This window comes from Lysinibacillus sp. FSL R7-0073 (assembly GCF_038009065.1).
Taxonomy (GTDB): Bacteria; Bacillota; Bacilli; order Bacillales_A; family Planococcaceae; genus Lysinibacillus; species Lysinibacillus fusiformis.
Genome location: NZ_JBBPAS010000001.1, coordinates 3,911,623 through 3,934,270, shown reverse-complemented (window position 1 = coordinate 3,934,270; position 22,648 = coordinate 3,911,623). Strand labels below are relative to the sequence as shown.

Genomic DNA, 22,648 nt, shown 5'->3' with positions numbered 1-22,648 from the left:
GTAATCATATCTAGCTACATATGAGTAACTGAAGGGGTTTAATTGTATGAAAATAACAAAATTAGCAAAGGGTATTTCCTTAAAAAGACCACTTGAAGGAGGAAATGAGGAACAGTTAAAAGTTGTAAGACAGGTGCTAGCAGATGTGAGGACACAGGGAGACGTAGCGTTACGTGCCTATACAGAACGGTGGGACGGGTATATGCCTGCAAGCTTGCGGGTCACGAAGGAAGAGATACAAGAAGCCGTATATGCTCTTGACCAACAACTCTATCAGGATTTGGCGGAAGCGGCCAAGAATATTCGACTTTATCATGAACAACAGTCACGACAGGGTTATCACTTTGATCTAGGAGACGGTTCTTGGCTAGGACAACGTGTAACAGCTCTAGATGCAGTAGGGTTATATGTTCCTGGCGGTACAGCTGCATACCCATCATCCGTGCTAATGAATGTGATTCCAGCACAGGTAGCTGGTGTAAAACGTATCGTGATTGCTTCACCGGCAGGCCGCAATGGAAAAATACCGGCAGGTGTCCTAGTGGCGGCTCAGCTTTTAGGAATTGAAGAAATCTATAAAATTGGTGGGGCACAAGCGATTGCTGCTCTTGCATATGGCACAGAGACCATCGCCCCAGTCGATAAAATTACAGGCCCAGGAAATATTTTTGTAGCTCTTGCCAAACGAGAGGTATTTGGAGAGGTTGCAATTGATATGATTGCAGGACCAAGCGAAATTGCGGTACTAGCTGATGACACTGCATTTCCAGACGAAATTGCTGCAGACCTATTATCACAAGCAGAACATGACCCTTTGGCTTGTGCTATTCTCGTTACGACCTCAGAGCAATTGGCCAAAAAAGTAGCAGAAGAAGTTGAAAAGCAATTGAGGACTTTACCACGTCAAGAAGTAGCGCGTGCTTCAATCGAAAATTTCGGGGTCATTTATGTAGCTGAAACGGTATCAGATGCAGTAGAAGCGATTAATTCATTAGCACCGGAGCATTTAGAAATTATGACAAATAATGCTGAGGCTATAGCTGAACAAATAAGGCATGCAGGTGGTATTTTTATTGGTCGTTATAGTTCAGAGCCAGTTGGTGATTATTTTGCGGGGACCAATCATGTGTTACCAACCAATAGCACTGCACGTTTTGCTAGTGGCTTAAACGTAGATGATTTTGTAAAAAAATCAAGTGTTGTTTATTACAGTGAAAAAACTTGGCAAGACAATGCACCAAAAATTGCACGTCTTGCACGTATGGAAGGTTTAGAGGGGCATGCACGTGCGGTGGAATCTCGAGGATGGAAGAAGGAATAATACAATGACGGAGAAGAAACGATTTGCACAAATAGAGCGAACAACTAATGAAACGCAAATTTCAGTAGCCATAGATTTAGATGGTGAAGGGAAGGCAAATATTAAAACGGGCGTAGGTTTTATGGACCATATGCTGGATTTATTTATCAAGCATGGTCTTTTTGACGGGACCATCCATGCGAATGGGGATACCTATATAGATGATCACCATACAACGGAGGATCTTGGCATTGTGTTAGGGCAAGCTATTCGGGAAGCACTTGGCGATAAGAAGGGCATTAAACGCTATGGAACGGCATTTGTGCCAATGGACGATGCACTTGCACAGGTGGTAGTAGATTGCTCGAATCGTCCACACTTAGAATACCGTGTACCCGCTTTAAAAGAAAAGGTGGGTACTTTTGATACAGAATTAGTGCATGAATTTTTGTGGAAATTTGCCTTAGAGGCACGAATGAATGTACATGTGATTGTACCCTATGGACATAATACGCACCATATTATTGAGGCAATTTTTAAAGCATTAGCTAGGGCGATTGATGTTGCTATAGAAATTGATCCACGTGTTAAAGGAGTACCATCGACTAAGGGGCTGTTAACGTGAAAATAGGTGTGATTGATTATGGTATGGGAAATTTATTTAGCGTGGTACAAGCATTAAATCGACTTGGCTGTGAGGTGGTTGTGACAGCTGATGAACACACGCTAGATGCTACAGATGCACTACTATTACCGGGAGTTGGGGCATTCCCTGATGCTAGAAAGCGTTTAGCAGAGACTAATTTAGATCGTTATCTACAAAAAGCCCAAAGCCAAAATCGTCCTCTTCTAGGCATTTGTTTAGGGATGCAATTATTGTTTGAACAAAGTGATGAGGTTACATCAACAAATGGCTTAGGTTTTTTTAAAGGACATATTAAGCGATTTAGTGGAACAAATGAGGGACGAGCATATCGAGTGCCACATATGGGGTGGAACGAATTGATGATGGCGAATCGTCCTGCTTGGTTAGAAAATAGTGCCCCTGCAAAGCATGTCTATTTCGTTCATTCATTTTATGCTACTGATATTGAGGAGTCTGAACTTGTTGCATATGCAGACTATTGTGGCATACGAGTTCCCGGTATTGTGGCGAAAGGTTCCGTGACAGGTATGCAATTTCACCCTGAAAAATCAGGTGAGCTGGGCGTATATTTATTAGAGCAATGGCTGAAAGGTGTGAAAGCATGCTAACGAAACGAATTATTCCCTGTCTAGATGTCAAGGAGGGACGCGTTGTAAAAGGGATACAATTTGTATCTATTCGTGATGCTGGTGACCCAGTGGAACTAGCAAAATTCTATGATGAACAAGGTGCAGATGAGCTTGTGTTTTTAGATATATCTGCTTCACATGAAGGTCGGGAAACAATGATAGATGTAGTTCGACAAAGCGCTGCCACACTTGCGATTCCTTTTACAGTTGGTGGAGGTATTCGGACGTTGGATGATATGAAGCGTATTTTACGCGCTGGTGCGGATAAAGTTTCTGTCAATACTTCCGCTTTAGAGCGTCCTGCCCTTATTCAAGAAGGCTCCGATTTCTTTGGTGCTCAATGCATCGTCGTGGCAATTGATGCTCGCTATAGTGAAGAGGACAGTACATGGATGGTTTATACCCATGGTGGGCGTAAGAAAACTACTTGGTCAGCTATTGACTGGGCAAAGGAAGCGGTGCGCTTAGGAGCAGGTGAGATTTTATTAACTAGTATGAATCAAGATGGAGAAAAATCTGGCTTTGATTTGGGATTAACAAAAGCGGTACGAGAGGCTGTGACAGTCCCTGTTATTGCAAGTGGTGGAGCAGGGTATGCCGAACATTTTTACGAAGTATTGGCAGAAGAAGTTGATGCAGATGCAGCACTTGCAGCTTCCATCTTCCATTATAAAGAAACAAGTGTAGCCCAAGTGAAAGAATACTTACGTGAAAAAGGAGTGGCAGTGAGATGATAGAGCGGATTCGATTTGATGAGAAAGGTCTTGTACCGGCAGTAGTACAGGATGCCAATACGAAAGAGGTGCTAACAGTGGCTTATATGAATAAAGAGTCATTAGTTAAAACGATGGAATCAGGTGAAACTTGGTTTTATTCTCGTTCACGTCAAGAGCTTTGGCATAAGGGCGCTACAAGTGGTCATACACAAAAGGTTGTAGCAATTAAAACAGACTGCGATCAAGATGCATTAGTTGTGGAAGTTTTACCTGATGGTCCAGCCTGTCATAATGGTACAACTTCTTGCTTTACGGAGGTGGTACAGCAAAATGCTGAGGTCGGCTCTGTAGAAATGATTGCAAAACTTGTCCGTGTTATTGAAAAACGAGAACAGGAAATGCCTGTAGGAGCTTATACTACATATTTATTTGACAAGGGCATCGATAAAATCTGTAAAAAGGTTGGCGAGGAAGCGACAGAGGTTGTTATTGGGGCCAAAAATCGCGATACAGAAGAAGTAAAGTGGGAGGCAGCTGATTTAATTTATCACCTACTTGTATTATTGCAAGAACAAAAGGTAAGTATATATGATGTCCTTCATGTGTTGAAAAAACGTCACGAGGAGAAATAACAGCATATTATTAATTGTATGGTATAATAGGGTTTACTGTGTAAAGGAACGTTTAATACGTTCCTTATTTCTTGTTTCGGAGGAAATGTATTGGAAAAGAAACGTCAAAATAAGAACCAATCGAATATAGTGTCGTTCATTCCAACAGGCGACTATTATTATAAAAAATCAATTCAAGCTATGAACAGCGGACAAATGAATAAAGCCTATAAATATTTGCAGCGTGCAGTTGATCTTAGCCCAGATGATCCTATGATAATCTTGCAGCTTGCTATTGTAGAGTTAGAAGGTCAACGTTTTGAAGAAGCGTATGATCTGCTTCGTCGTGCCTATCAAATTGACCCCGATAATCCGGAAATTATTTTTTACATGGCGGAAGTGTCAGGTTGTATAGGAATCATGCAGGATGCAAAACGCTTTGCTGAAGAGTATTTGCAGCTAGAGCCTGAAGGTGCTTATGCAGATGAAGCAGCAGAAATATTGGAATTTGTCGCTTTCGAGCAGGATGAATTTGAGGAGCTTGAAGGATCTGGTGAGGATTTATATCGTCAGGAGCAGGCTCGCCGTCATATGGAGAAGGGCGACTTTCCTGAAGCTATTACTATTTTAGAAGATTTAATTGAAGATCGACCAGCCTTTTGGTCGGCCTATAATAATCTTGCACTTGCTTATTTTTATGTTGGAGAAGAGGAACAGGCGAAGGCTCTCTTACATACAGTACTACGTGAAAATAAGGGAAACTTACATGCACTTTGTAACTTAACGGTGATTGCGTATTACGAAAAGAATGAAGAAGATCTGCAAGAGCTTTTAAATATCCTTGTTAAAATTCAGCCATATACATGGGAGCATCGTTATAAACTAGGTGCTACATTAGCTTTAATAGGGCAATATGAATTAGCCTATAAATGGTTGCGCAGTATGCAAAAAAGAGGCTATGTAGGAGACGCAGGTTTTTATTTCTGGTTATCCCATGCTGCCTATTTTTCAGGGCATGAGGAGGTTTCCAAAAGTGCTTGGGGTCAACTGCTAGAGGTAGACCCAGATAAAGAGGGGTTTGAACCTTGGCGCCAACATGACAACGAATTTGCGCTGGACGCGTTGGAACATGATCGAAATTTTATCGTTGAAAAATTAGAAAGTAGCTATTCAAGTGAGCGTATCTTTGGATTGTTTTTATTGAAGGATACTGCTCATAAGCAAGAGATAATCGCCCATCCTAAATGGGTCAATATCGAGCAATTCGGTGCATTTGAGAAATTATTTTTAGCCTATGCACTTGGTCATGAATTTGATAAGAAAAACAAAGTAGAGGCCAGCTTTTTACGTGCTGTAAATGTGCCAGAAATTTTATTAGAGCAATATGGCAAATTATCATCATTGATTGTACCTATGTTTCAAATGTGGTTTGTCCTGTGTGAACAAGCTTTAATTCAAAATTATCGTTTTACAAATCCTGTAGCGATTGCAGGAGCAAATGATTATTTATTTAGGTCTTCTCAAATGCTTAAGGTGACAAAAAAAGAAATAGCTCAACAATATGGAGTATCTGTTGCCACTTTATCGAAGTATATTGAAGAAATTTTAGCTTTTTTACCAGACAGTCATAATTAGTGTGTGAGCAACATAGTTGAATAACTTTATACTTTCACATACGATGAACATACTAACGTTATCAAGAATTTGCCCTGGCAACATTGCGTTTGAGTGTTACTCCTTGCTAGTTGCCAATGGTTTATCTTCATCCCCTCTATTGTAAGTTGGGATCATATGTAGGTGACGTTACACTTTCACTACTATTTGTTGAATGAAGATAAAAAGTATTCTGTTTAGGGGGAAGTATTTATGTCGGAAGAAAAAATTTATGATGTAGTCATTATTGGTGCAGGTCCTGCTGGGATGACAGCTGCTGTTTATACATCACGTGCTAATTTGGCAACGCTTATGATTGAACGAGGAATCCCTGGTGGACAAATGGCCAACACTGAAGAAGTAGAAAACTATCCTGGTTTCGATACAATTTTAGGACCTGAGCTTTCTACAAAAATGTTTGACCATGCTAAAAAATTCGGTGCTGAGTATGCCTATGGCGATGTAACAGAAATCATCGACGGGGAAGAATTTAAAACAATTAAATCAGGTACAAAAGAATATAAAACACGTGCCATTATTATTACAACTGGTGCAGAGTATAAAAAAATGGGTGTGCCTGGTGAAAAAGAACTTGGTGGCCGTGGTGTCAGCTACTGTGCAGTTTGTGATGGCGCGTTCTTTAAACAAAAAAATCTTGTAGTTGTTGGCGGGGGAGATTCAGCTGTAGAAGAGGGCGTATATTTAACACGCTTTGCTGATAAAGTAACAATTGTCCACCGTCGTGATAAATTACGTGCACAAAAAATCCTCCAAGATCGTGCCTTTGCAAATGACAAAATCGATTTCATTTGGAATGCTACAGTAAAAGAAATTAATGAAGCTAATGGTAAAGTGGGCAGTGTTACACTACAATCAACTGTGGATGGAACTGAGTCAGAGTTTACAACAGATGGTGTGTTTGTTTATATCGGTATGCTACCTTTAACAAAGCCGTTTGAATCTTTAGGTATTTTAAATGATGCTGGTTATATTTTGACAAATGATAATATGGAAACAACAATTCCAGGTATCTTTGCAGCTGGAGATGTACGTGAAAAATCACTTCGTCAAATTGTTACAGCGACAGGCGATGGCAGTATTGCAGCACAAGCTGTTCAGCATTATGTAGAAGAACTATTAGAGAAAATTAATGCATAACTTGGCTATTTTAAGGAAAAAAATACAATTTTAATGTGGTTTTAATATTGTTGTAACTTGAATGACATATAAAAGGTGTATGATTAAAAGTGTAATTAGCAATCCCCCTTTTATTTTGTTTAGTAGGTTGTTTCCGCCTCAATTAGGTGGGAACAACCTACTTTTTTATTTATATAGATCATGAAAAGAGCATGAGCTTTTTTTCAATAAATTCTTGGATAAAACTAAATTGTTAAATGTCTACGTATGAGAGTTGTAAATGAGGACAAATCTTGCAGTGTCTTGCTATAATGGAGAGTAGAATGCAAAAGTGATTAGAGGTGTGCCTATGCAAAGAATTGCAAATTTAATTGCCGTAAAAGACGGTAAAGTATTATTACTTCAGAAACCAAGACGTGGTTGGTACGTTGCTCCGGGTGGAAAAATGGAAAGCGGTGAGTCCATCTTTGAGGCTGCTATTCGTGAATTTCAGGAAGAGACAAATGTTAAACCTTTACATGTACACCTAAAGGGTGTATATACGATGGTCATTAAAGAAAATGATGAAGTCGTAGATGAATGGATGCTTTATACATTTGTTGCTAAGGATGTAGACGGTGTACCGTTTGTAGAAACTAGAGAAGGTAAACTTGCATGGCACCCAGTAGAGGATTTAGCACATTTGCCAATGGCTGAAGGAGATCGCACTAATTTGCAATTTGCTATTTCGCAATCAGGTATTCAGTATGGCACGTTTGACTATACAACGAATTTTGAATTACTTCACCAGAAAATACAAATATCAAAAGATCAATAAAGGAGTTGCATGACAGTGGTGGTTGAAGGCCAACAAAGTACACATGAATTGGTTATTATTACAGGAATGTCTGGAGCTGGGAAGACCGTAGCTATTCAAAGCTTTGAAGATTTAGGGTATTACTGTATTGATAATTTACCACCTGCGTTACTTACAACTTTTTTAACGCTGCTAAGAGATTCTGGAAAAAATAGTACACGTATTGCAGCAGTGATGGATATGCGTGGAGGCAACTTTTTTGATGCGCTTATTGGGGCGTTAGACCATATACTAAAAGAGGGCGACATTGTAGCTCGTATTTTATTTTTAGATGCAGACGATGCCACATTAGTAAGGCGCTATAAAGAAACAAGAAGAGCCCATCCATTGGCAGTAAGCGGCTTACCTTTAGATGGTATAAAGCAAGAGCGAGCACTTTTATCGGAAGTAAAGGGCCGTGCTAATTTTGTTTATAACACATCTAACATGAAACCAAAGCAATTACGTGAAAAGATAGTTAAAGAATTTTCCAGTGAAGCAGATACTATTTTTACCGTAAACATTATGTCTTTTGGCTTCAAGCATGGTATGCCAATTGATGCAGACTTGGTGTTCGATGTTCGTTTCCTTAAAAATCCATATTACGTAGAGGAGCTACGTCCGAAGACGGGTCTTCAAACAGAAGTATCCTCTTATGTTTTAGCCTTGGAGGATACGCAAATACTGATACAAAAACTAACGGATTTGTTCGACTTTATGATTCCTCTTTATCGACAAGAAGGTAAATCACAACTTGTTATCGCCTTTGGTTGCACTGGTGGTCAGCATCGTTCAGTAACTTTAGCAGAGTTTTTTGGGGCTTATCTAGCCAGCAAAGAGAATACGGTTATTACGCATCGTGATATTAATCGTAGAAAGGATTGAGTGAATGGGGAAAAAGCAAACAAAGCTTGTGGTAATTGGTGGTGGAACAGGACTATCAACATTACTTCGTGGGCTCAAGCACCATCCATTTGATATTACTGCTATTGTGACGGTAGCAGACGATGGCGGCTCTTCAGGACGTTTACGAGATGATTATGATATCCCACCACCGGGTGATGTTCGTAATGTCATTGCGGCATTATCAGATATTGAACCGCTAGTGGAACAAATGTTTCAATACCGTTTTTCAGCGTCAGAGGATTTACGTGGCCATTCCTTAGGCAACTTAATGCTAACAGCACTTACAGATATTACTGGTGATTTTAACCATGCTATAAGTGAGATGGGGAAGGTGTTAAAAGTACATGGCCGTGTAATACCAGCAGCCAATAAAAAAATTAATTTACATGCTGTGTTAGAGGGTGGTTCAATCATTGAAGGTGAATCAAAAATCCCAACAGCGACAAAACGCATTGATCGCGTTTTTTTAGTACCCGAAAACGTGCAACCGTTACCAGAAGCTATTCGAGCAATTCAGCGTGCAGACTATATATTAATTGGCCCAGGAAGCTTATACACAAGTATTATTCCGAATCTCCTTGTCAAAGAGATTGGGGAAGCTGTTGTAAAAGCAAAAGGAAGAAAAATATATGTTTGTAATTTAATGACACAAAAAGGTGAAACCATTTCTTATACAGCAGGTGATCATGTATCAGCCATACATAAGCATGTTGGCGCTTCCTTTATTGATTCGATTTTAGTTAATGATGAAGAACTGCCGAATCCTGTAAAAGAATTGTATAAAGAAGAAAGAGCAGAGCCAGTGACGTTTGATGTGGCAAAGCTTGAAAGTATGGGATTAGAGGTTATAAGGCGCGATATTGCTACAATTCGATCAGATGGTACGGTTCGACATAATGCTACGAATGTTGCAGAATGGCTGGTAGATTATGCCGGTATTTATGATCGGTAAGAGAACCGATAATAGAAACATAAAGTGTTTATTGTATATGGTAAGATGAACATATACATAGAAATTATGATTGAAAGGGGGGCGTGATATGTCTTTTGCTTCTGAAACAAAAAAGGAATTAACCCAAATAGAAGCGGACAATCATTGTATGAAAGCAGAAGTTTCTGCCCTAATTCGTATGAATGGTTCATTATCCTTTGCGAATAAACAACTAAGCTTGGACGTGCAAACTGAAAACGCTGCAATTGCAAGAAGACTATATACGATTATGAAAAAATTGTATCCGTACAATGTGGAATTGCTAGTTCGTAAGAAAATGCGATTGAAAAAAAATAATGTATATATTTGCCGTGTAAGAGAAGGAGCACGCGAGCTGTTAATTGATTTAGAAATCATCTCAGACGACTTTCAATTTAATCATACGATCTCAAGAAAGCTCATTAAAAGAAATGGTCAAAAAAGAGCCTATTTAAGAGGTGCATTTTTAGCAGGAGGCTCTGTTAATAACCCAGAAACGTCCGCCTACCATTTAGAAATTTATTCTTTATATAAAGAACATGGCGAGGCATTGATGGATTTAATGAATGAATTTGAACTCAATGCCAAAACAATTGAACGCAAAAAAGGCTTTGTTACTTATTTAAAAGAAGCGGAAAAAATTTCTGATTTCCTTAATATTGTAGGCGCCCATCAGGCAATGATGAAATTTGAGGATGTTCGGATATTGCGAGACATGCGCAATAGTGTCAATCGTATTGTGAACTGTGAAACGGCCAATCTAAACAAAACAATTGGAGCAGCATTACGACAGGTAGAGAATATTCGATTTATTGAAAATTCAATTGGTCTTGACCAATTACCAGAAAAGCTTCGTGAAATTGCACGATTACGAGTAGAGTATCAAGATGTTACATTAAAAGAACTTGGTGAAATGGTATCCAGTGGTACCGTCAGCAAATCAGGTGTCAACCATCGTTTAAGAAAAATAGACGAAATAGCAGATGCATTAAGACGCGGTGAAAAAATAGGTGGTTAAGTTATCATACTTTTCAGGTATGAATGTCATGCGTAATCGCTTATTGTTCTTTTGCTAGTAAGTAAGGTAAGATAAAACTAATAGATGAACGGTAGTGAAGGGGAGTTTTGAGAATGATCGAGAGAAGAGTCCAGGTTAAATTAAAATTAGGACTACAAGCTAGACAAGCGGCACTATTTGTGCAGGAGGCCAATCGTTTCAGTGCGGATATCTTTCTAGAAAAAGATGAAAAAAAAGTGAATGCCAAATCGATAATGGGTGTCATGAGCTTAGCGGTTGCGAAAGGTACCGAAGTAACGTTAAGTAGTGAAGGCAATGATGCTGAGCAAGCGGTTACAGCATTAGCTACAATTATTGAAAATGAAGATTAACAAACAAATAAAGAAGCCTCACAGAGTAATTTCTGTGAGGCTTTTTAGTATTATTTATTATCCGTACTACGGTGCATAATGTGATCGATTAAACCATATTCTTTTGCACGTTCAGCAGTCATGAAGTTATCACGATCTGTGTCTCTTGCAATGACTTCAAGTGGTTGACCAGTGCGTTCAGATAAAATGCCGTTTAATTTTTCACGTAAGAATAAAATGCGTTTAGCAGCAATTTCAATTTCTGTCGCTTGACCTTGTGCGCCACCTAGTGGTTGGTGAATCATTACTTCTGCATTTGGTAATGCAAAACGTTTACCAGGTTCACCCGCAGCAAGTAAGAATGCTCCCATTGATGCAGCCATACCAATACAAATCGTTTGAACTTTTGGCTTAATAATTTGCATTGTGTCATAAATAGCCATACCAGCCGTAATTGATCCACCTGGCGAATTAATGTAAAGAGAAATGTCTTTGTCTGGATCTTCTGCTTGTAGGAAAAGTAGCTGTGCGACAATTGAGTTTGCCACATTGTCATCAATAGCACTTCCTAAAAGGATAATGCGGTCTTTAAGTAGACGTGAATAAATGTCATATGCACGTTCACCACGGCTTGTTTGTTCAATAACTGTAGGAATTAAATTCATGTTAAATCCTCCTTCAAAAAACTAAATTCGATTACCTTTGCTGAAATCTACATTGTTATTTCAGCTGTAACCTTATCATACACATTATAGTCAGGGAAGGTCAAATATTAACCCTGTTAAAGTGAAATTAATTAAAATAAAAAAAATAAATTCTTTTTGCATTCTATGGTTGAATTATATGTGATACGTTTGTATAATAGGTAAGGTTGTAAGTTTGAAAGTACAGGACACTATTTTGCAGGTATGCTTCAAAATGAGGATTATCTACATCATGCTTTTCGTAAGCCTAGGGTGAGTACTTTTTTTTTGTGTTTTTTGCCCTCGTGGTGTAATGGATAACACGTAAGATTCCGGTTCTTGCACTGGGGGTTCGATTCCCTCCGAGGGCGCCATTTTACTGAATATTGATATACTGTAATAGCTCAATCTCCTAATAAGTAGTTTAGCAGCCTGCTTAGTGGAGATAGAGAGGAAAAGTAATGGGAATACTGTCCTAGTTGGCATTATTCCCCTATTTATTCCTTTCAAACCTTCAAAAAAGCAACAACTCCAAATTATTTTTTAGTGAACATACTGTCCGTGAAGGCTAGTAATAGCCGAAAAAAAGAATCCTTTCTGAGGGGATTCTTTTTTTTGTTTAAATTTATCGAAATTTGGCATTTCTTCTATTGTATATATATTAGTTTTTGGTTCGTTTTATTGTTATTAATGCTTATTTTTTCTACTTAAATGAATTTACCATTAATTAATATGAAAAAATATTTAGTTTTATGCGAAAAGTTGTTGTACAAATACTATAATATTAATATAATTGACCTAATAGTCTAACATTTCCGAATTGCGAAAAATAATACGCAGAATGGAAAATTATCGAAATAGGGGGAAATGTAATGAAAAAAACAGCTTGGATGTTACTTATGATTATAGCAGCGCTAACTTTAGCACTTGCAGGATGTGGCACAAAGGACAATGCCTCTTCGGGTAGTACACCTTCAGAAGGTGGAGATGGAAAGAAAGTATATAAAGTAGGGACAGAAGCAACTTTTGCACCGTTTGAATCTGTTGACGATAAAGGAAAAATTGTGGGGATTGATGTCGATATTTTAAAAGCAATTGCTGATGAAATGGATTTCGAAGTAGAGTGGAATAATATTGGTTGGGAACCAGTTTTCCAAACAATTAAAAATGGTGAAACACATATTGGTGCCTCAGGGATTACAATTACAGATGAGCGCAAAGAATCATTTGATTTTACTGAGCCATACTATGAATCTCAATTATTAATTGTTGTGAAAGAAGATTCAAAGATTAAATCATTAGATGAATTAAAAGATAAAAAGGTGTCCGTACAAATTAATGCTACTGGTCATATGGCAGCTAAAAAGCTACAAGGTGAAGCAAGTACAAATATCATGGCTTTCGAAAGTCAGCCAATCGCAATTCAAGAGATGTTAAATGGTAATGTTGACGCAGCTATTGGAGACAATGCGGTAGTATACGAATATATTAAAGCGCATCCAGATCAAAAAATTAAAGTCATTCAAGATGACGCATTCGAAAAAGAATACTATGGCTTTATGGTTCAAAAGGGGAATAAAGAGCTATTAGATAAATTAAATGAAGGTCTGAAAAAGATTAAAGAAAACGGTAAATTAAAAGAAATTACAGGTACTGATTTCGAATAATAAAATGGTAATGCCACTCGCGAAGCAATATGCTTGCGACTCATTTAATTGATATGACTTTAAAGGGGAAATGGGGTTTTCGGATGGACATCTTTGACCTACGCTGGGACATTGTCTGGAACTACCGAGATATGTTTATACGAGGTATTGGCGTAACACTTATTTTGACACTTAGTGGTTATTTTGGCGGTATTCTTCTAGGACTGTTTTTAGGACTAGGGAAATTATCAAGTAAAAAATGGATCTATTGGCCATCAAAATTATATGTTGATTTATTCCGCGGAACACCAATGCTAGTTCAAATTTTATTAATACACTTAGCCGTTATTCCAACCATTTTTGGTCATTCTTTAGGATATATGGTTTCGGGGATTACAGCGCTTATTTTAAACTGTGCTGCTTACAACGCAGAAATTTTCCGTGCAGGTATCCAAAGTATTGCAAAGGGGCAAATGGAGGCCGCTCGTTCTCTTGGTCTTACACATAATCAAGCGATGCGTAAGGTTATTTTACCGCAGGCCTTTAGACGCATGATCCCGCCATTAGGGAATGAATTCATAGCATTATTAAAGGATTCCTCACTAGTAACAGTCATTGCTGCACCAGATATTCTATATGCTAGTAAAGTTGTTGCAGGTGCAAGCTTCCGTTTCTGGGAACCGTACATTGTTGCTGCACTATTATATTTAATATTAACTTATGGTGTAACGAAGATTGTTGCATTTATTGAGAAGCGATTTAGCAATAGTTATGTCCCTCGTAAGGCAGAAGGGCGGGAAGCAAGATGATAAAAATTGAGAACCTACACAAATATTTTGGTAAGCTAGAAGTATTAAAAGGGATCGATTATGAAATCCAAGAAAAACAAGTTGTTTGTGTTATTGGGCCTTCTGGTTCAGGGAAAAGTACTTTTTTACGTTGCATTAATATGCTAGAAGAAGTAACGGATGGTGCTATTTATATTGAAGATGTGAAGATCAATGATCCGAAAACGAATATCAATGAGATTCGTGCAGAGGTTGGAATGGTGTTTCAACAATTTAACTTATTCCCTCATATGAACGTCATCGATAATGTCACGATGGCACCAATGCAAATTCGTAAAATGAGTCGTCCAGAAGCTGAAGAGCTTGGGCATGAGCTTTTAAAAAAGGTGGGTCTCGACAGTAAAGCCTATAATTATCCTGAACAGCTATCAGGTGGACAACAGCAACGTGTAGCCATTGCACGTGCGTTAGCCATGAAGCCAAAGGCCATTTTATTTGATGAGCCTACTTCAGCTCTTGATCCAGAAATGGTAAAAGAGGTGTTAGATGTTATGAAAAATCTAGCTGCTGAAGGGATGACAATGATTGTAGTCACACATGAAATGGGCTTTGCTCGTGAAGTTGGTGATCGAGTAGTCTTTATGGATGGTGGCTATATTGTGGAAGAGGGTTTGCCTGAGGAACTATTCGGAAACCCACAAAATGAACGTACTAAAGCATTTTTAGGAAAAGTACTATAATTAGAAAAGGCAGTCCATGATGAGAATTCATCACTATGGACTGCCTTTTGATTTTTAATGAAGGGGATTAGAGGTTGTATCGTATGCATTAAGCATCGTTTGCATATCTTGTTGAGAGTACTGAGGCACTTGATAATAACCATGTTTATTTTGGTAAATGGATAATTCATAGGCCATTTCAATGCAGTTGGGAATACTATCCGCAACAACACGACGAACAACAGGGTTTGTCGTTTCTGTTGCAGCAGCCGTCATACATTTTGCTACTCCCTTTTGAGCGCCTAGTAAGAAACCAGAAATGGCTTCATCATTAATTTCATTGGCGTTTTGCATTGGTTTTTTAGGTTGCCCTGGAGTTAAGCCATATTTAAAGTCATTTCCTGTTTCCATTTGGTAACGCCCTGTAGGAACAGATGGATCATGACCTGTTTTAAAGGACTCAACAATTGTATTATACATACCCAATGTAAAATTATATTGACGATCCAAAATGCTGAGTAATTCTTGATCCTTTACTTGTGGACGTAAAATGATCGCTTGATTCATACCAGCGATAATTTCACCAATTGCTTCATGCATGTCCATCATTTCGTGTCCACCATGATTTAGACTATGTTGTTGATTGAAATTTGTTTGATTGGATGATGATTCATTGTAAAACGATTGTGACAAAAAAAACGCCTCCTCATATAATTTTTGATGCAGTATTTAGTATGTCAAGCCAAAGGAATTTCATACGGTATAAATGCAAAGGCAAAAATGTAGACTAACAAAAGGAAATGCAAGTCAAGGAGGATTTTAAAAATGAAGAAATGGTTTGGACCTATTGGGATAATTGTTATCATTCTTATCGTGTTAGCCTTAGTATTGATTCCTAAATATAACAGTTTAGTGACAGCTGAGGAAAATGTAGATTCCAAATGGGCGCAAGTTGAAAACCAGCTTCAACGCCGCTATGATTTAATTCCCAATTTGGTTGAATCTGTGAAAGGGTATACGAATCACGAGCAAAAGGTCATTGCGGATATTACCAACGCACGTGCTCAAATGAGCAATGCTAATACTCCCGCGCAGCAAGCTGTTGCGAATGATGCTTTAACTGGTGCACTTAGTCGTTTACTAGTAGTCGTGGAAAACTACCCTAACTTAAAAGCAGATGCAAATTTTCGTCAGTTAATGGATGAGCTTGCTGGCACGGAAAATCGATTGGCAGTTGCGCGGGAGGATTACAATAATGAAGTACAACAATTCAATAAACATGTTAAACGCTTTCCTGGAAATTTAATGGCAGGAATGTTTGGGTTTGAACAAAAAGAATACTTTAAAGCCGCTGCGGGTGCCGAACAAGCGCCGTCTATTGATTTTAGTCAATCAGGTACAGAGTGATGAAGCGTTGTATTATACAGCTGATTATCGTTTGCTCAGTCCTTCTTTTTAGCACGAATATGACGAAAGCAGCAATGCCGTCACCCATGAAAAACACGTATATCCATGATTTTGCGAATGTCTTATCTTTAGATGTAAAACAAGAGCTAAACCATTATTCAGAGCAGTTAGACAAAGGGACAGGTGCTGAAATCATGGTCGTAACCCTCGATAGCCTTCATGGGCAGGAGGCGAAAATGTATGCGACAAAGATGATTCGTTCCTGGGGCATTGGGGACAAAGAGAAAAATAATGGTGTTCTCCTACTCGCTACATTTGGACAGGGAAAAGGCCAAAATGATGTAGTGATAGCTGTTGGTCAAGGCTTAGAGGGACCATTACCAGACGGTAAATTAGGACGTATTTTAGATAATGCATTTTACCCTTTCGCAAGTGAAGGTGATAATGATCAAGCCTTTCTAGCTACATATGCTGAGGTCTTTCGTGCTGTAGCTGAAGAGTATAATTGGAATGGTGAATTACCAGCAGGTGCAAATGAAGATGAAGGAATGCCCATTTGGCTCATTATTGTCATCGTTATTATGATCCTCATTTTTTCTTCATTCTTTTCGAAAGGTGGAGGAGGCGGACCTCGTGGGAGAGGCTACGGCGGCTATCCTGGCGGCTTTGGTGGCGGACGTTCAGGTGGTGGTGGTTTTGGAGGGTTTGGTGGCGGATCTTCAGCAGGTGGAGGGGCAAGCCGGAAATTTTAATACTAATGACAAGCGAGCTAATTGTTTAGTTCGCTTTTAATGTGAAAATATTGACAAAAATACAAATAATGGTATAATTTGTGTATATCGACTATCGATATAACGTAAACTGATATAGGGAGGAATCATTTTGAAAAAAAGATTTTTAACTGCATCATTAGCCATTATTTTAACAACTGCTACGGTTATTCCTGCAACATTGCAGGAAGTACATGCTGCCAATGAAACAAAGGTTGTATTAGCACAAGAGGAACATCTTTCAGCCCAGGAGTTTCTAGATTTAGCAGTAACAGCTTTAACATTCCAGCATGGCTCCGATTCAATGCGTCAAAAGTTTAAAGATCAATGGGTAAAGGCTGGGGAGATTTCAGATTTAAGCGCTACTATTAAACGTGATCAAGCAGCTCGGATTTTAGTCAGAGCTGTTGATAAAGAAGAAAAAGAAACGTCACTGACAGAGTATTTAGAGAAAGCCAATAAGCTTGGTTTCTTTAATGGAGTGTCCTCAAGTACTGAGTTTATGACGAAACAAGATGCTAGTAAACTCCTTAACAATGTTAAACATATAAAAAATGGTTCCAATAATGAAGGGGTAAAAGAAATTTCCGTGGAAGATTTTATGAAAAATCCAGGAAATTTTGGTTACGAACTGTCCCCAGATGGTAATTATATTACATTTGCTTCTGCATGGGAGAACCGCTCGAATGTTTTCGTGAAAAAAATGAATGATAATAGTGAGCCTGTTCGTGTTTCAAATTCAAAGGATCGAGATATTGCAGGTTTTTTCTGGAAGGATGATGCTTTACTTTATTTGAAAGATAAAGGTGGAGATGAAAACTTCCATATTTATTCTACAACATTTAACGGTTCTGTGGAAAAAGATTTAACACCTTATCCTAACGTGACTGTAGGGATATTGGATAGCTTACAAGGTGTGAAAGACGAAATTCTTATTATGATGAACAAAGAGGATGCTACCGTTTTTGATGTGTACAAGCTAAATGTAAAGACGGGGAATACGACTCATGTTGCCAAAAATCCTGGTAATATTACGAACTGGTTAGCAGATCGTAATGGCAATGTACGTGTAGCTGTGGCTACTGATGGAGTGGAAGGTGCTGTCCTTTATCGAGATTCAGAAAAGGATGAATTCAGACCATTTATTAAAATGGGCGCTGGGGATGAAGTCATGCCGCTAGCTTTCTCAAAGGACAATAAGTTTATCTATGCTACATCCAATAAAGGTCGAGATAAAGTCGAAGTAGTAAAATATGATTTACAAGGAAATGAAGAAGTAATCATGTCCAATGATGAAGTCGATGTTTCCGGTGTATTGTATAATGCTGAAAAAGATAAATTATTATATGGTGCTTATGCTACAGACAAAATTCATTATCAATTCTTTGATCAGGACTTTGAAAAGTTATTTCGTCAAATTCAAAACAAGCTTGGTGTACATGAAAGCGAATTTGGTATAAATGATTACAATAAAGAAATGACAAAATTTATTGTGAGCGTTTCGAGTGACACCATCTATGGAAAATATTATTACTATGATTCAACAACAGATGAATTAACAGAATTAGCGACTTTAAGTCCTTGGTTAAAAGCTGAAGAACTTGCAGAAATGCATCCTATTTCTTATAAGAGTCGTGATGGATTAATTATAAATGGTTATTTAACGTTGCCGAAAAATAAAAATGCTAAAGATCTTCCTCTTATTGTAAACCCACATGGTGGACCGTGGGCTCGCGATATGTGGGGCTTTAATCCAGAAGTACAGCTATTAGCAAATCGTGGCTATGCAGTGTTGCAAGTAAACTTCCGTTCCTCGACTGGGTATGGGAAGGAATTCCTGCAAGCTGGTAATAAGCAATGGGGCTTGAAAATTCAAGATGATATAACGGATGGCGTTCAATGGGCGATTGACCAAGGTATTGCTGATCCTAAACGTATCGGTATTTACGGTGCTTCATTTGGTGGTTATGCAACACTAGCTGGTATTACGTATACACCAGATTTATATGCAGCAGCAGTTGATTATGTAGGTGTATCTAATATTTTCACACTATTAGATACAATTCCACCATACTGGGAAACTATGAGAGAACTGTTTTATGAACGAGTAGGCCATCCAGAGAAAGATAAAGAATTATTAACAGCGGTTTCTCCGGTGTTCCATGCAGATAAAATTAAAACACCTTTATTTGTTGCACAAGGCGCAAATGATCCACGTGTCAACAAAGCGGAATCCGACCAAATTGTAGAAGCTTTACGTGCTAGAGGTGTAGACGTAGAGTATATGTTAAAGGATAATGAGGGCCATGGCTTCGCGAATGAAGAAAACAGAATCGAATTCTATAATGCCATGTTGAAATTCCTTGATCATCATTTAAAATAACATAATAACCAAAAGGCATTGATGCGCTTGTTATTCGCACTCAATGCCTTTCATGTTTTTAGTAAGTTTTTGAATCAATCCACCACATAGTTTACAATCATTGTAACTATCATTGTCATCTTGTTAGATTCATTGTTAAAGTTCAACCATGAAAAAACGAAAGCAAAAACACTTCGTTTAAAATAGAAACAGGAGGTGCCATCCATGATTGTTCAATTTTTTAGTCGAGCTAATTGTCCATTATGTGTAGAGGGCTTACATACATTAAAGCTTGTACAGGAAGATGTAGCGTTCGATATTGAGATAGTTAATATTGAAGAGGATGATCGCATACACGAAAAATATATGTTAATGATACCTGTAGTAGAAAAGGATGGGGTCGTTATCCAATACGGCAATTTGGATTATGCCACATTGATGGAGTACTTGGGCAGTTAAGTTACAGGTCTTTAAAAAGATATTAACGGCGAAAATCGCTCTATTGTTAGTTGTCATTCATACAATTCACAAATTGTTCAATGAAAGCGGTTTGAATTTGAACAGTTTGTGAAGACCTTCACATTAGACTTTTATTTTATAAAAATCAGAGTAGAATAGGTATCAAGTAAGACGTTGTTATAAAACAGATAATGAAAAGTATCACAAGTTCTAGTGGTTGTTATATTACAAAAGCGATGTGAAGGGAGATTTTACAATGTGGGTTATTACAGTATTTGAAAAAAAGGACGTTCGTATTTTTGAATTTACAAATAAAAATGAAGCAACAAAAGCTTTAGAAGGATTCAAGAAAAACGCAATTTTATCTTTCACAAAATAAGCAAATCAAAGTCTCGTAGCTATTTACTAAGCTACGGGGCTTTTTTTAATCCAAAACTATACAATTACTTGCGCTTTCCAAATATGCGTATTATAATAAAATCATAAGTGGGACACAAAATAATATAGTGGGATGAAATACAACCCACCTCTATTAACAAGGGAGTAGATAAATATGTTCACTATTCCAGAGGCACAGCAAAGGCTACTTCCTGAAATGTATCCGCTTCTGCAATCTAGATATCGTATTTTGCAAGCCGTTCAACTCATGCAACCTATCGGGCGTCGAACACTCGCAGATTCTTTGAAAATGACAGAGAGAGAAATTCGTAAAGAAACTGACATTTTACGTGAACAAGGGTTATTAGATTCACAAAAGTCGGGTATGGTATGTACAGATGATGGTGAAGAAGTGATTGAAAAACTGAGAGCCATCGTTTATGAATGGTCTGGTTTAACCCAGCTTGCAAAATTGCTTGAAAACCATTTTGGTATACAACATGTTGTTGTTGTACCAGGTGATTATAGTGAAGACAATACAATCCTAACCATGCTTGGCAAGGAAGCAGCATTGCAATTTATGTCTACTGCATTTGATGAACAAGTTGTAGCGGTCACTGGTGGAAAATCAGTTGCCTCGCTAGCTCAATTTTTACATCCATTAGATGGACAAAAAGATATTACATTTGTTGCTGCACGTGGAGGAATTGGTCATGAAATGCAAATGCAAGCTAATACGCTTGTTGCAACATTTGCCATGCAGATGGAGGAACAATACCGTACGTTATTTTTACCTGAGCATTTAAGTGAGCAAGCTTATCAAGCTATGTTAACTGAGCCTATGGTAACTGAAATGATGGCATTTTATGATCGAGCAGATTGTGTGATCCATGGCATTGGATCGGCAGAGGAAATGGCGATTCGACGTAATTCATCTTCTGAGGATTTGCGAATTCTTGAGGAGAAGGGTGCGGTAAGTGAGGCATTTGGCTATTACTTTAATGCCGATGGTGAAATCGTACATCGTATCCGCACGATTGGCATTCAGCTTGAACAGGTAAAAAATAGCCAGCAAGTTATTGCTGTGGCAGCAGGAAAACAAAAGGTCAATGCGATGCTTTCTTATTTTAAAGTAGCGCCAAAGCAAACGATTTTTATTACAGATGAAGCAGCTGCAAAAGCCATTGCTGCTACATTATCTTCTGACAGCCATCTTGAATGATGGGTGTGAGCATTACCATGTCACTCGATCTCAAAAAGTGTTGAAGCACTTTTTGAATGAGCATAAAAGCAATTTAACGTCTCTATTTCAATGGAGGCAGACATTACACATTATTGGAGGAATTAACAATGGCATTAAAATTAGCAATTAATGGATTTGGACGTATTGGACGTTTAGTATTTCGTGAGGCAATGAAGCAAAATGAATTTGAAGTAGTAGCTGTAAACGACTTAACAGACGCAGGTCAGCTTGCACACTTATTGAAATATGATTCAGTCCACGGTATCTATGATGCTGAAGTCAATGCAGATGAAGATTCTTTCGTAGTGAATGGTCAACGTATAAAAGTATATGCTGAAAAAGATCCTTCACAATTACCATGGGGTGAATTAGGTGTAGACGTAGTTCTTGAATGTACTGGTCATTTCCGTTCAGTGGAAGAAGTAGGTAAGCATATTGAAGCAGGAGCTAAAAAAGCAATCCTTTCTGCACCAGCAAAAGGAGCAATGCCTACATTTGTGATGGGTGTTAACCATACAGACTATAACCCAGCAACAGATGATGTTATCTCAAATGCTTCTTGTACAACAAACTGTCTTGCGCCTGTAGCGAAAGTACTTGATGAGAAATTTGGCATTGAACGCGGTATGATGACAACAATCCACTCTTATACAAACGATCAACGAATCTTAGACTTCCCACACTCTGATCCACGTCGTGCGCGTGCAGGAGCGGTATCTATGATTCCAACAACAACTGGGGCAGCGGTAGCCGTTTCTAAAGTATTACCACAATTAAAAGGTAAATTAGATGGCTTCTCTATGCGTGTACCAACACCTAACGTATCATGTGTGGACTTAGTTGTAGAATTAAAAGCAGATGTAACGAAAGAAGCAATTAATGCGGTATTAAAAGAAGCATCTGAAAATGAATTAAAAGGCATTTTAGACTACAATGAACTACCATTAGTTTCTATTGATTATAACGGTAACCACCATTCTTCTACTGTTGATGGTCTTTCAACAATGGTATTAGAAAACAAAATGGTGAAGGTTCTAGCTTGGTACGATAATGAAATTGGTTACTCTACTCGCTTAATGGACTTAGCTTTATACATTGCTGAACAAGGGTTAAACAATAAATAAGTATCATATTTCAACATTTTGAGTAAAAAGTGTGACATAATACTGCTTTTTATGCACAAAAAGTATAGCCTTTATAATATCGAATAGATATAATATACAAGGGTATTGGGAGTAAGGGATAACCCTTACTCCCTTTTTGTCTAAATTCAGCAGGAAACGCCCACCTCTTTAGGTGATGTGATGAATACACAAATGGCTCTCTTTAATGGAGTGGGAGTGGGTGTCCAAACACCACCAACTACATCAATAGCTCGGTGGATGTCACAGATTTTGTTAGGGCTCCAACACTAAGGCGTAA

The 22,648-nt window shown here is 38.2% G+C and carries 24 protein-coding genes and 1 tRNA gene; 23 read left to right on the top strand and 2 right to left on the bottom strand.

Features of this window, described 5'->3' with window-relative positions; all coding sequences use genetic code 11:
* Window positions 1-46 precede the first annotated feature (46 nt).
* The 12 genes from hisD (at window position 47) to MKY88_RS19725 (ending at window position 10,792) form a co-directional block, all read left to right on the top strand.
* Window positions 47-1,321: a histidinol dehydrogenase gene (gene hisD, locus MKY88_RS19780; protein ID WP_291754964.1), complete on the top strand. Its 1,275-nt coding sequence runs from the start codon at window positions 47-49 to the stop codon at window positions 1,319-1,321.
* A gap of 4 nt (window positions 1,322-1,325) precedes the next feature.
* The gene (gene hisB, locus MKY88_RS19775; RefSeq protein ID WP_193833030.1) at window positions 1,326-1,925 is read left to right on the top strand and encodes an imidazoleglycerol-phosphate dehydratase HisB; all 600 of its coding nucleotides are present in this window, start codon (window positions 1,326-1,328) and stop codon (window positions 1,923-1,925) included.
* Complete coding sequence (gene hisH / locus MKY88_RS19770; RefSeq protein WP_340814523.1) at window positions 1,922-2,554, top strand: imidazole glycerol phosphate synthase subunit HisH; 633 nt, start codon at window positions 1,922-1,924, stop codon at window positions 2,552-2,554. The genes hisB and hisH overlap by 4 nt, the downstream gene beginning before the upstream one ends.
* Window positions 2,548-3,309 carry an imidazole glycerol phosphate synthase subunit HisF gene (gene hisF / locus MKY88_RS19765; protein WP_193833028.1) on the top strand — a complete coding sequence of 254 codons (762 nt, stop codon included), beginning with the start codon at window positions 2,548-2,550 and terminating at the stop codon, window positions 3,307-3,309. Before hisH ends, hisF begins: the two co-directional genes overlap by 7 nt.
* Window positions 3,306-3,923, top strand: a complete 618-nt coding sequence (gene hisIE, locus MKY88_RS19760) for a bifunctional phosphoribosyl-AMP cyclohydrolase/phosphoribosyl-ATP diphosphatase HisIE (RefSeq protein ID WP_069482575.1) — start codon at window positions 3,306-3,308, stop codon at window positions 3,921-3,923. Before hisF ends, hisIE begins: the two co-directional genes overlap by 4 nt.
* A gap of 90 nt (window positions 3,924-4,013) precedes the next feature.
* Window positions 4,014-5,537, top strand: a complete 1,524-nt coding sequence (locus tag MKY88_RS19755) for a tetratricopeptide repeat protein (RefSeq protein WP_069482574.1) — start codon at window positions 4,014-4,016, stop codon at window positions 5,535-5,537.
* Between the two features lie 231 nt (window positions 5,538-5,768).
* The gene (trxB, locus tag MKY88_RS19750) at window positions 5,769-6,713 is read left to right on the top strand and encodes a thioredoxin-disulfide reductase (RefSeq protein ID WP_008173253.1); all 945 of its coding nucleotides are present in this window, start codon (window positions 5,769-5,771) and stop codon (window positions 6,711-6,713) included.
* Window positions 6,714-7,041: 328 nt separating this feature from the next.
* Window positions 7,042-7,509: an NUDIX hydrolase gene (locus tag MKY88_RS19745; RefSeq protein ID WP_258270315.1), complete on the top strand. Its 468-nt coding sequence runs from the start codon at window positions 7,042-7,044 to the stop codon at window positions 7,507-7,509.
* Between the two features lie 9 nt (window positions 7,510-7,518).
* Window positions 7,519-8,412, top strand: a complete 894-nt coding sequence (gene rapZ / locus MKY88_RS19740; RefSeq protein ID WP_340814521.1) for an RNase adapter RapZ — start codon at window positions 7,519-7,521, stop codon at window positions 8,410-8,412.
* A gap of 4 nt (window positions 8,413-8,416) precedes the next feature.
* Window positions 8,417-9,385, top strand: a complete 969-nt coding sequence (locus tag MKY88_RS19735) for a gluconeogenesis factor YvcK family protein (RefSeq protein ID WP_069482571.1) — start codon at window positions 8,417-8,419, stop codon at window positions 9,383-9,385.
* 88 nt (window positions 9,386-9,473) lie between these two features.
* Window positions 9,474-10,421, top strand: a complete 948-nt coding sequence (whiA, locus tag MKY88_RS19730) for a DNA-binding protein WhiA (protein ID WP_069482570.1) — start codon at window positions 9,474-9,476, stop codon at window positions 10,419-10,421.
* 113 nt (window positions 10,422-10,534) lie between these two features.
* Window positions 10,535-10,792 (top strand): HPr family phosphocarrier protein, encoded by a 258-nt coding sequence (locus MKY88_RS19725; RefSeq protein WP_004228023.1) that lies wholly within the window; start codon window positions 10,535-10,537, stop codon window positions 10,790-10,792.
* Between the two features lie 50 nt (window positions 10,793-10,842).
* Here MKY88_RS19725 and clpP read toward each other — a convergent pair whose 3' ends face one another.
* Window positions 10,843-11,436: an ATP-dependent Clp endopeptidase proteolytic subunit ClpP gene (gene clpP, locus MKY88_RS19720; protein WP_008173241.1), complete on the bottom strand. Its 594-nt coding sequence runs from the start codon at window positions 11,434-11,436 to the stop codon at window positions 10,843-10,845.
* Window positions 11,437-11,753: 317 nt separating this feature from the next.
* Here clpP and MKY88_RS19715 point away from each other — a divergent pair.
* The 4 genes from MKY88_RS19715 to MKY88_RS19700 all read left to right on the top strand — a co-directional run bounded on the left by MKY88_RS19715 (window position 11,754) and on the right by MKY88_RS19700 (window position 14,628).
* Window positions 11,754-11,828 (top strand) — tRNA-Arg (locus tag MKY88_RS19715).
* Window positions 11,829-12,326: 498 nt separating this feature from the next.
* Entirely contained in the window at window positions 12,327-13,121 is a 795-nt protein-coding gene (locus tag MKY88_RS19710; protein ID WP_025116559.1) for a basic amino acid ABC transporter substrate-binding protein, read from the top strand.
* A gap of 83 nt (window positions 13,122-13,204) precedes the next feature.
* Window positions 13,205-13,909: an amino acid ABC transporter permease gene (locus tag MKY88_RS19705; RefSeq protein ID WP_036120219.1), complete on the top strand. Its 705-nt coding sequence runs from the start codon at window positions 13,205-13,207 to the stop codon at window positions 13,907-13,909.
* Entirely contained in the window at window positions 13,906-14,628 is a 723-nt protein-coding gene (locus tag MKY88_RS19700) for an amino acid ABC transporter ATP-binding protein (RefSeq protein ID WP_193833025.1), read from the top strand. The genes MKY88_RS19705 and MKY88_RS19700 overlap by 4 nt, the downstream gene beginning before the upstream one ends.
* Window positions 14,629-14,682: 54 nt before the next feature.
* Here the strand turns inward: MKY88_RS19700 and MKY88_RS19695 are convergent, their stop codons facing one another.
* Entirely contained in the window at window positions 14,683-15,300 is a 618-nt protein-coding gene (locus tag MKY88_RS19695; RefSeq protein ID WP_069482568.1) for a spore coat protein, read from the bottom strand.
* A 132-nt stretch (window positions 15,301-15,432) separates the two neighbouring features.
* On the opposite strand from MKY88_RS19695, the gene MKY88_RS19690 reads away from it, so the two are divergent.
* From MKY88_RS19690 to gap, 7 genes are all read left to right on the top strand, one after another.
* The gene (locus tag MKY88_RS19690; RefSeq protein WP_193833024.1) at window positions 15,433-16,014 is read left to right on the top strand and encodes a LemA family protein; all 582 of its coding nucleotides are present in this window, start codon (window positions 15,433-15,435) and stop codon (window positions 16,012-16,014) included.
* Window positions 16,014-16,766: a TPM domain-containing protein gene (locus tag MKY88_RS19685; protein ID WP_291754926.1), complete on the top strand. Its 753-nt coding sequence runs from the start codon at window positions 16,014-16,016 to the stop codon at window positions 16,764-16,766. Before MKY88_RS19690 ends, MKY88_RS19685 begins: the two co-directional genes overlap by 1 nt.
* A 130-nt stretch (window positions 16,767-16,896) precedes the next feature.
* On the top strand, window positions 16,897-19,167 hold the full coding sequence (locus MKY88_RS19680) for a S9 family peptidase (protein WP_258270309.1): 2,271 nt from the start codon (window positions 16,897-16,899) through the stop codon (window positions 19,165-19,167).
* Window positions 19,168-19,371: 204 nt separating this feature from the next.
* Entirely contained in the window at window positions 19,372-19,605 is a 234-nt protein-coding gene (locus MKY88_RS19675; protein WP_069482564.1) for a glutaredoxin family protein, read from the top strand.
* Window positions 19,606-19,861: 256 nt separating this feature from the next.
* Entirely contained in the window at window positions 19,862-19,984 is a 123-nt protein-coding gene (locus tag MKY88_RS19670; protein ID WP_255250346.1) for a hypothetical protein, read from the top strand.
* A 174-nt stretch (window positions 19,985-20,158) separates the two neighbouring features.
* Entirely contained in the window at window positions 20,159-21,205 is a 1,047-nt protein-coding gene (locus MKY88_RS19665) for a sugar-binding transcriptional regulator (protein WP_340814518.1), read from the top strand.
* A 128-nt stretch (window positions 21,206-21,333) separates the two neighbouring features.
* Window positions 21,334-22,350, top strand: coding sequence for a type I glyceraldehyde-3-phosphate dehydrogenase (gene gap, locus MKY88_RS19660; protein ID WP_008173218.1), 1,017 nt, complete (start codon window positions 21,334-21,336; stop codon window positions 22,348-22,350).
* Window positions 22,351-22,648 lie beyond the last annotated feature (298 nt).

Coding starts and splice junctions, on each gene's coding strand:
- hisD (WP_291754964.1), top strand. CDS start 47: ATGAAAATAACAAAATTAGCAAAGGGTATTTCCTTAAAAAGACCACTT.
- hisB (WP_193833030.1), top strand. CDS start 1,326: ATGACGGAGAAGAAACGATTTGCACAAATAGAGCGAACAACTAATGAA.
- hisF (WP_193833028.1), top strand. CDS start 2,548: ATGCTAACGAAACGAATTATTCCCTGTCTAGATGTCAAGGAGGGACGC.
- hisIE (WP_069482575.1), top strand. CDS start 3,306: ATGATAGAGCGGATTCGATTTGATGAGAAAGGTCTTGTACCGGCAGTA.
- trxB (WP_008173253.1), top strand. CDS start 5,769: ATGTCGGAAGAAAAAATTTATGATGTAGTCATTATTGGTGCAGGTCCT.
- MKY88_RS19745 (WP_258270315.1), top strand. CDS start 7,042: ATGCAAAGAATTGCAAATTTAATTGCCGTAAAAGACGGTAAAGTATTA.
- rapZ (WP_340814521.1), top strand. CDS start 7,519: ATGACAGTGGTGGTTGAAGGCCAACAAAGTACACATGAATTGGTTATT.
- MKY88_RS19735 (WP_069482571.1), top strand. CDS start 8,417: ATGGGGAAAAAGCAAACAAAGCTTGTGGTAATTGGTGGTGGAACAGGA.
- whiA (WP_069482570.1), top strand. CDS start 9,474: ATGTCTTTTGCTTCTGAAACAAAAAAGGAATTAACCCAAATAGAAGCG.
- MKY88_RS19725 (WP_004228023.1), top strand. CDS start 10,535: ATGATCGAGAGAAGAGTCCAGGTTAAATTAAAATTAGGACTACAAGCT.
- clpP (WP_008173241.1), bottom strand. CDS start 11,436: ATGAATTTAATTCCTACAGTTATTGAACAAACAAGCCGTGGTGAACGT.
- MKY88_RS19710 (WP_025116559.1), top strand. CDS start 12,327: ATGAAAAAAACAGCTTGGATGTTACTTATGATTATAGCAGCGCTAACT.
- MKY88_RS19705 (WP_036120219.1), top strand. CDS start 13,205: ATGGACATCTTTGACCTACGCTGGGACATTGTCTGGAACTACCGAGAT.
- MKY88_RS19700 (WP_193833025.1), top strand. CDS start 13,906: ATGATAAAAATTGAGAACCTACACAAATATTTTGGTAAGCTAGAAGTA.
- MKY88_RS19690 (WP_193833024.1), top strand. CDS start 15,433: ATGAAGAAATGGTTTGGACCTATTGGGATAATTGTTATCATTCTTATC.
- MKY88_RS19685 (WP_291754926.1), top strand. CDS start 16,014: ATGAAGCGTTGTATTATACAGCTGATTATCGTTTGCTCAGTCCTTCTT.
- MKY88_RS19675 (WP_069482564.1), top strand. CDS start 19,372: ATGATTGTTCAATTTTTTAGTCGAGCTAATTGTCCATTATGTGTAGAG.
- MKY88_RS19670 (WP_255250346.1), top strand. CDS start 19,862: ATGTGGGTTATTACAGTATTTGAAAAAAAGGACGTTCGTATTTTTGAA.
- MKY88_RS19665 (WP_340814518.1), top strand. CDS start 20,159: ATGTTCACTATTCCAGAGGCACAGCAAAGGCTACTTCCTGAAATGTAT.
- gap (WP_008173218.1), top strand. CDS start 21,334: ATGGCATTAAAATTAGCAATTAATGGATTTGGACGTATTGGACGTTTA.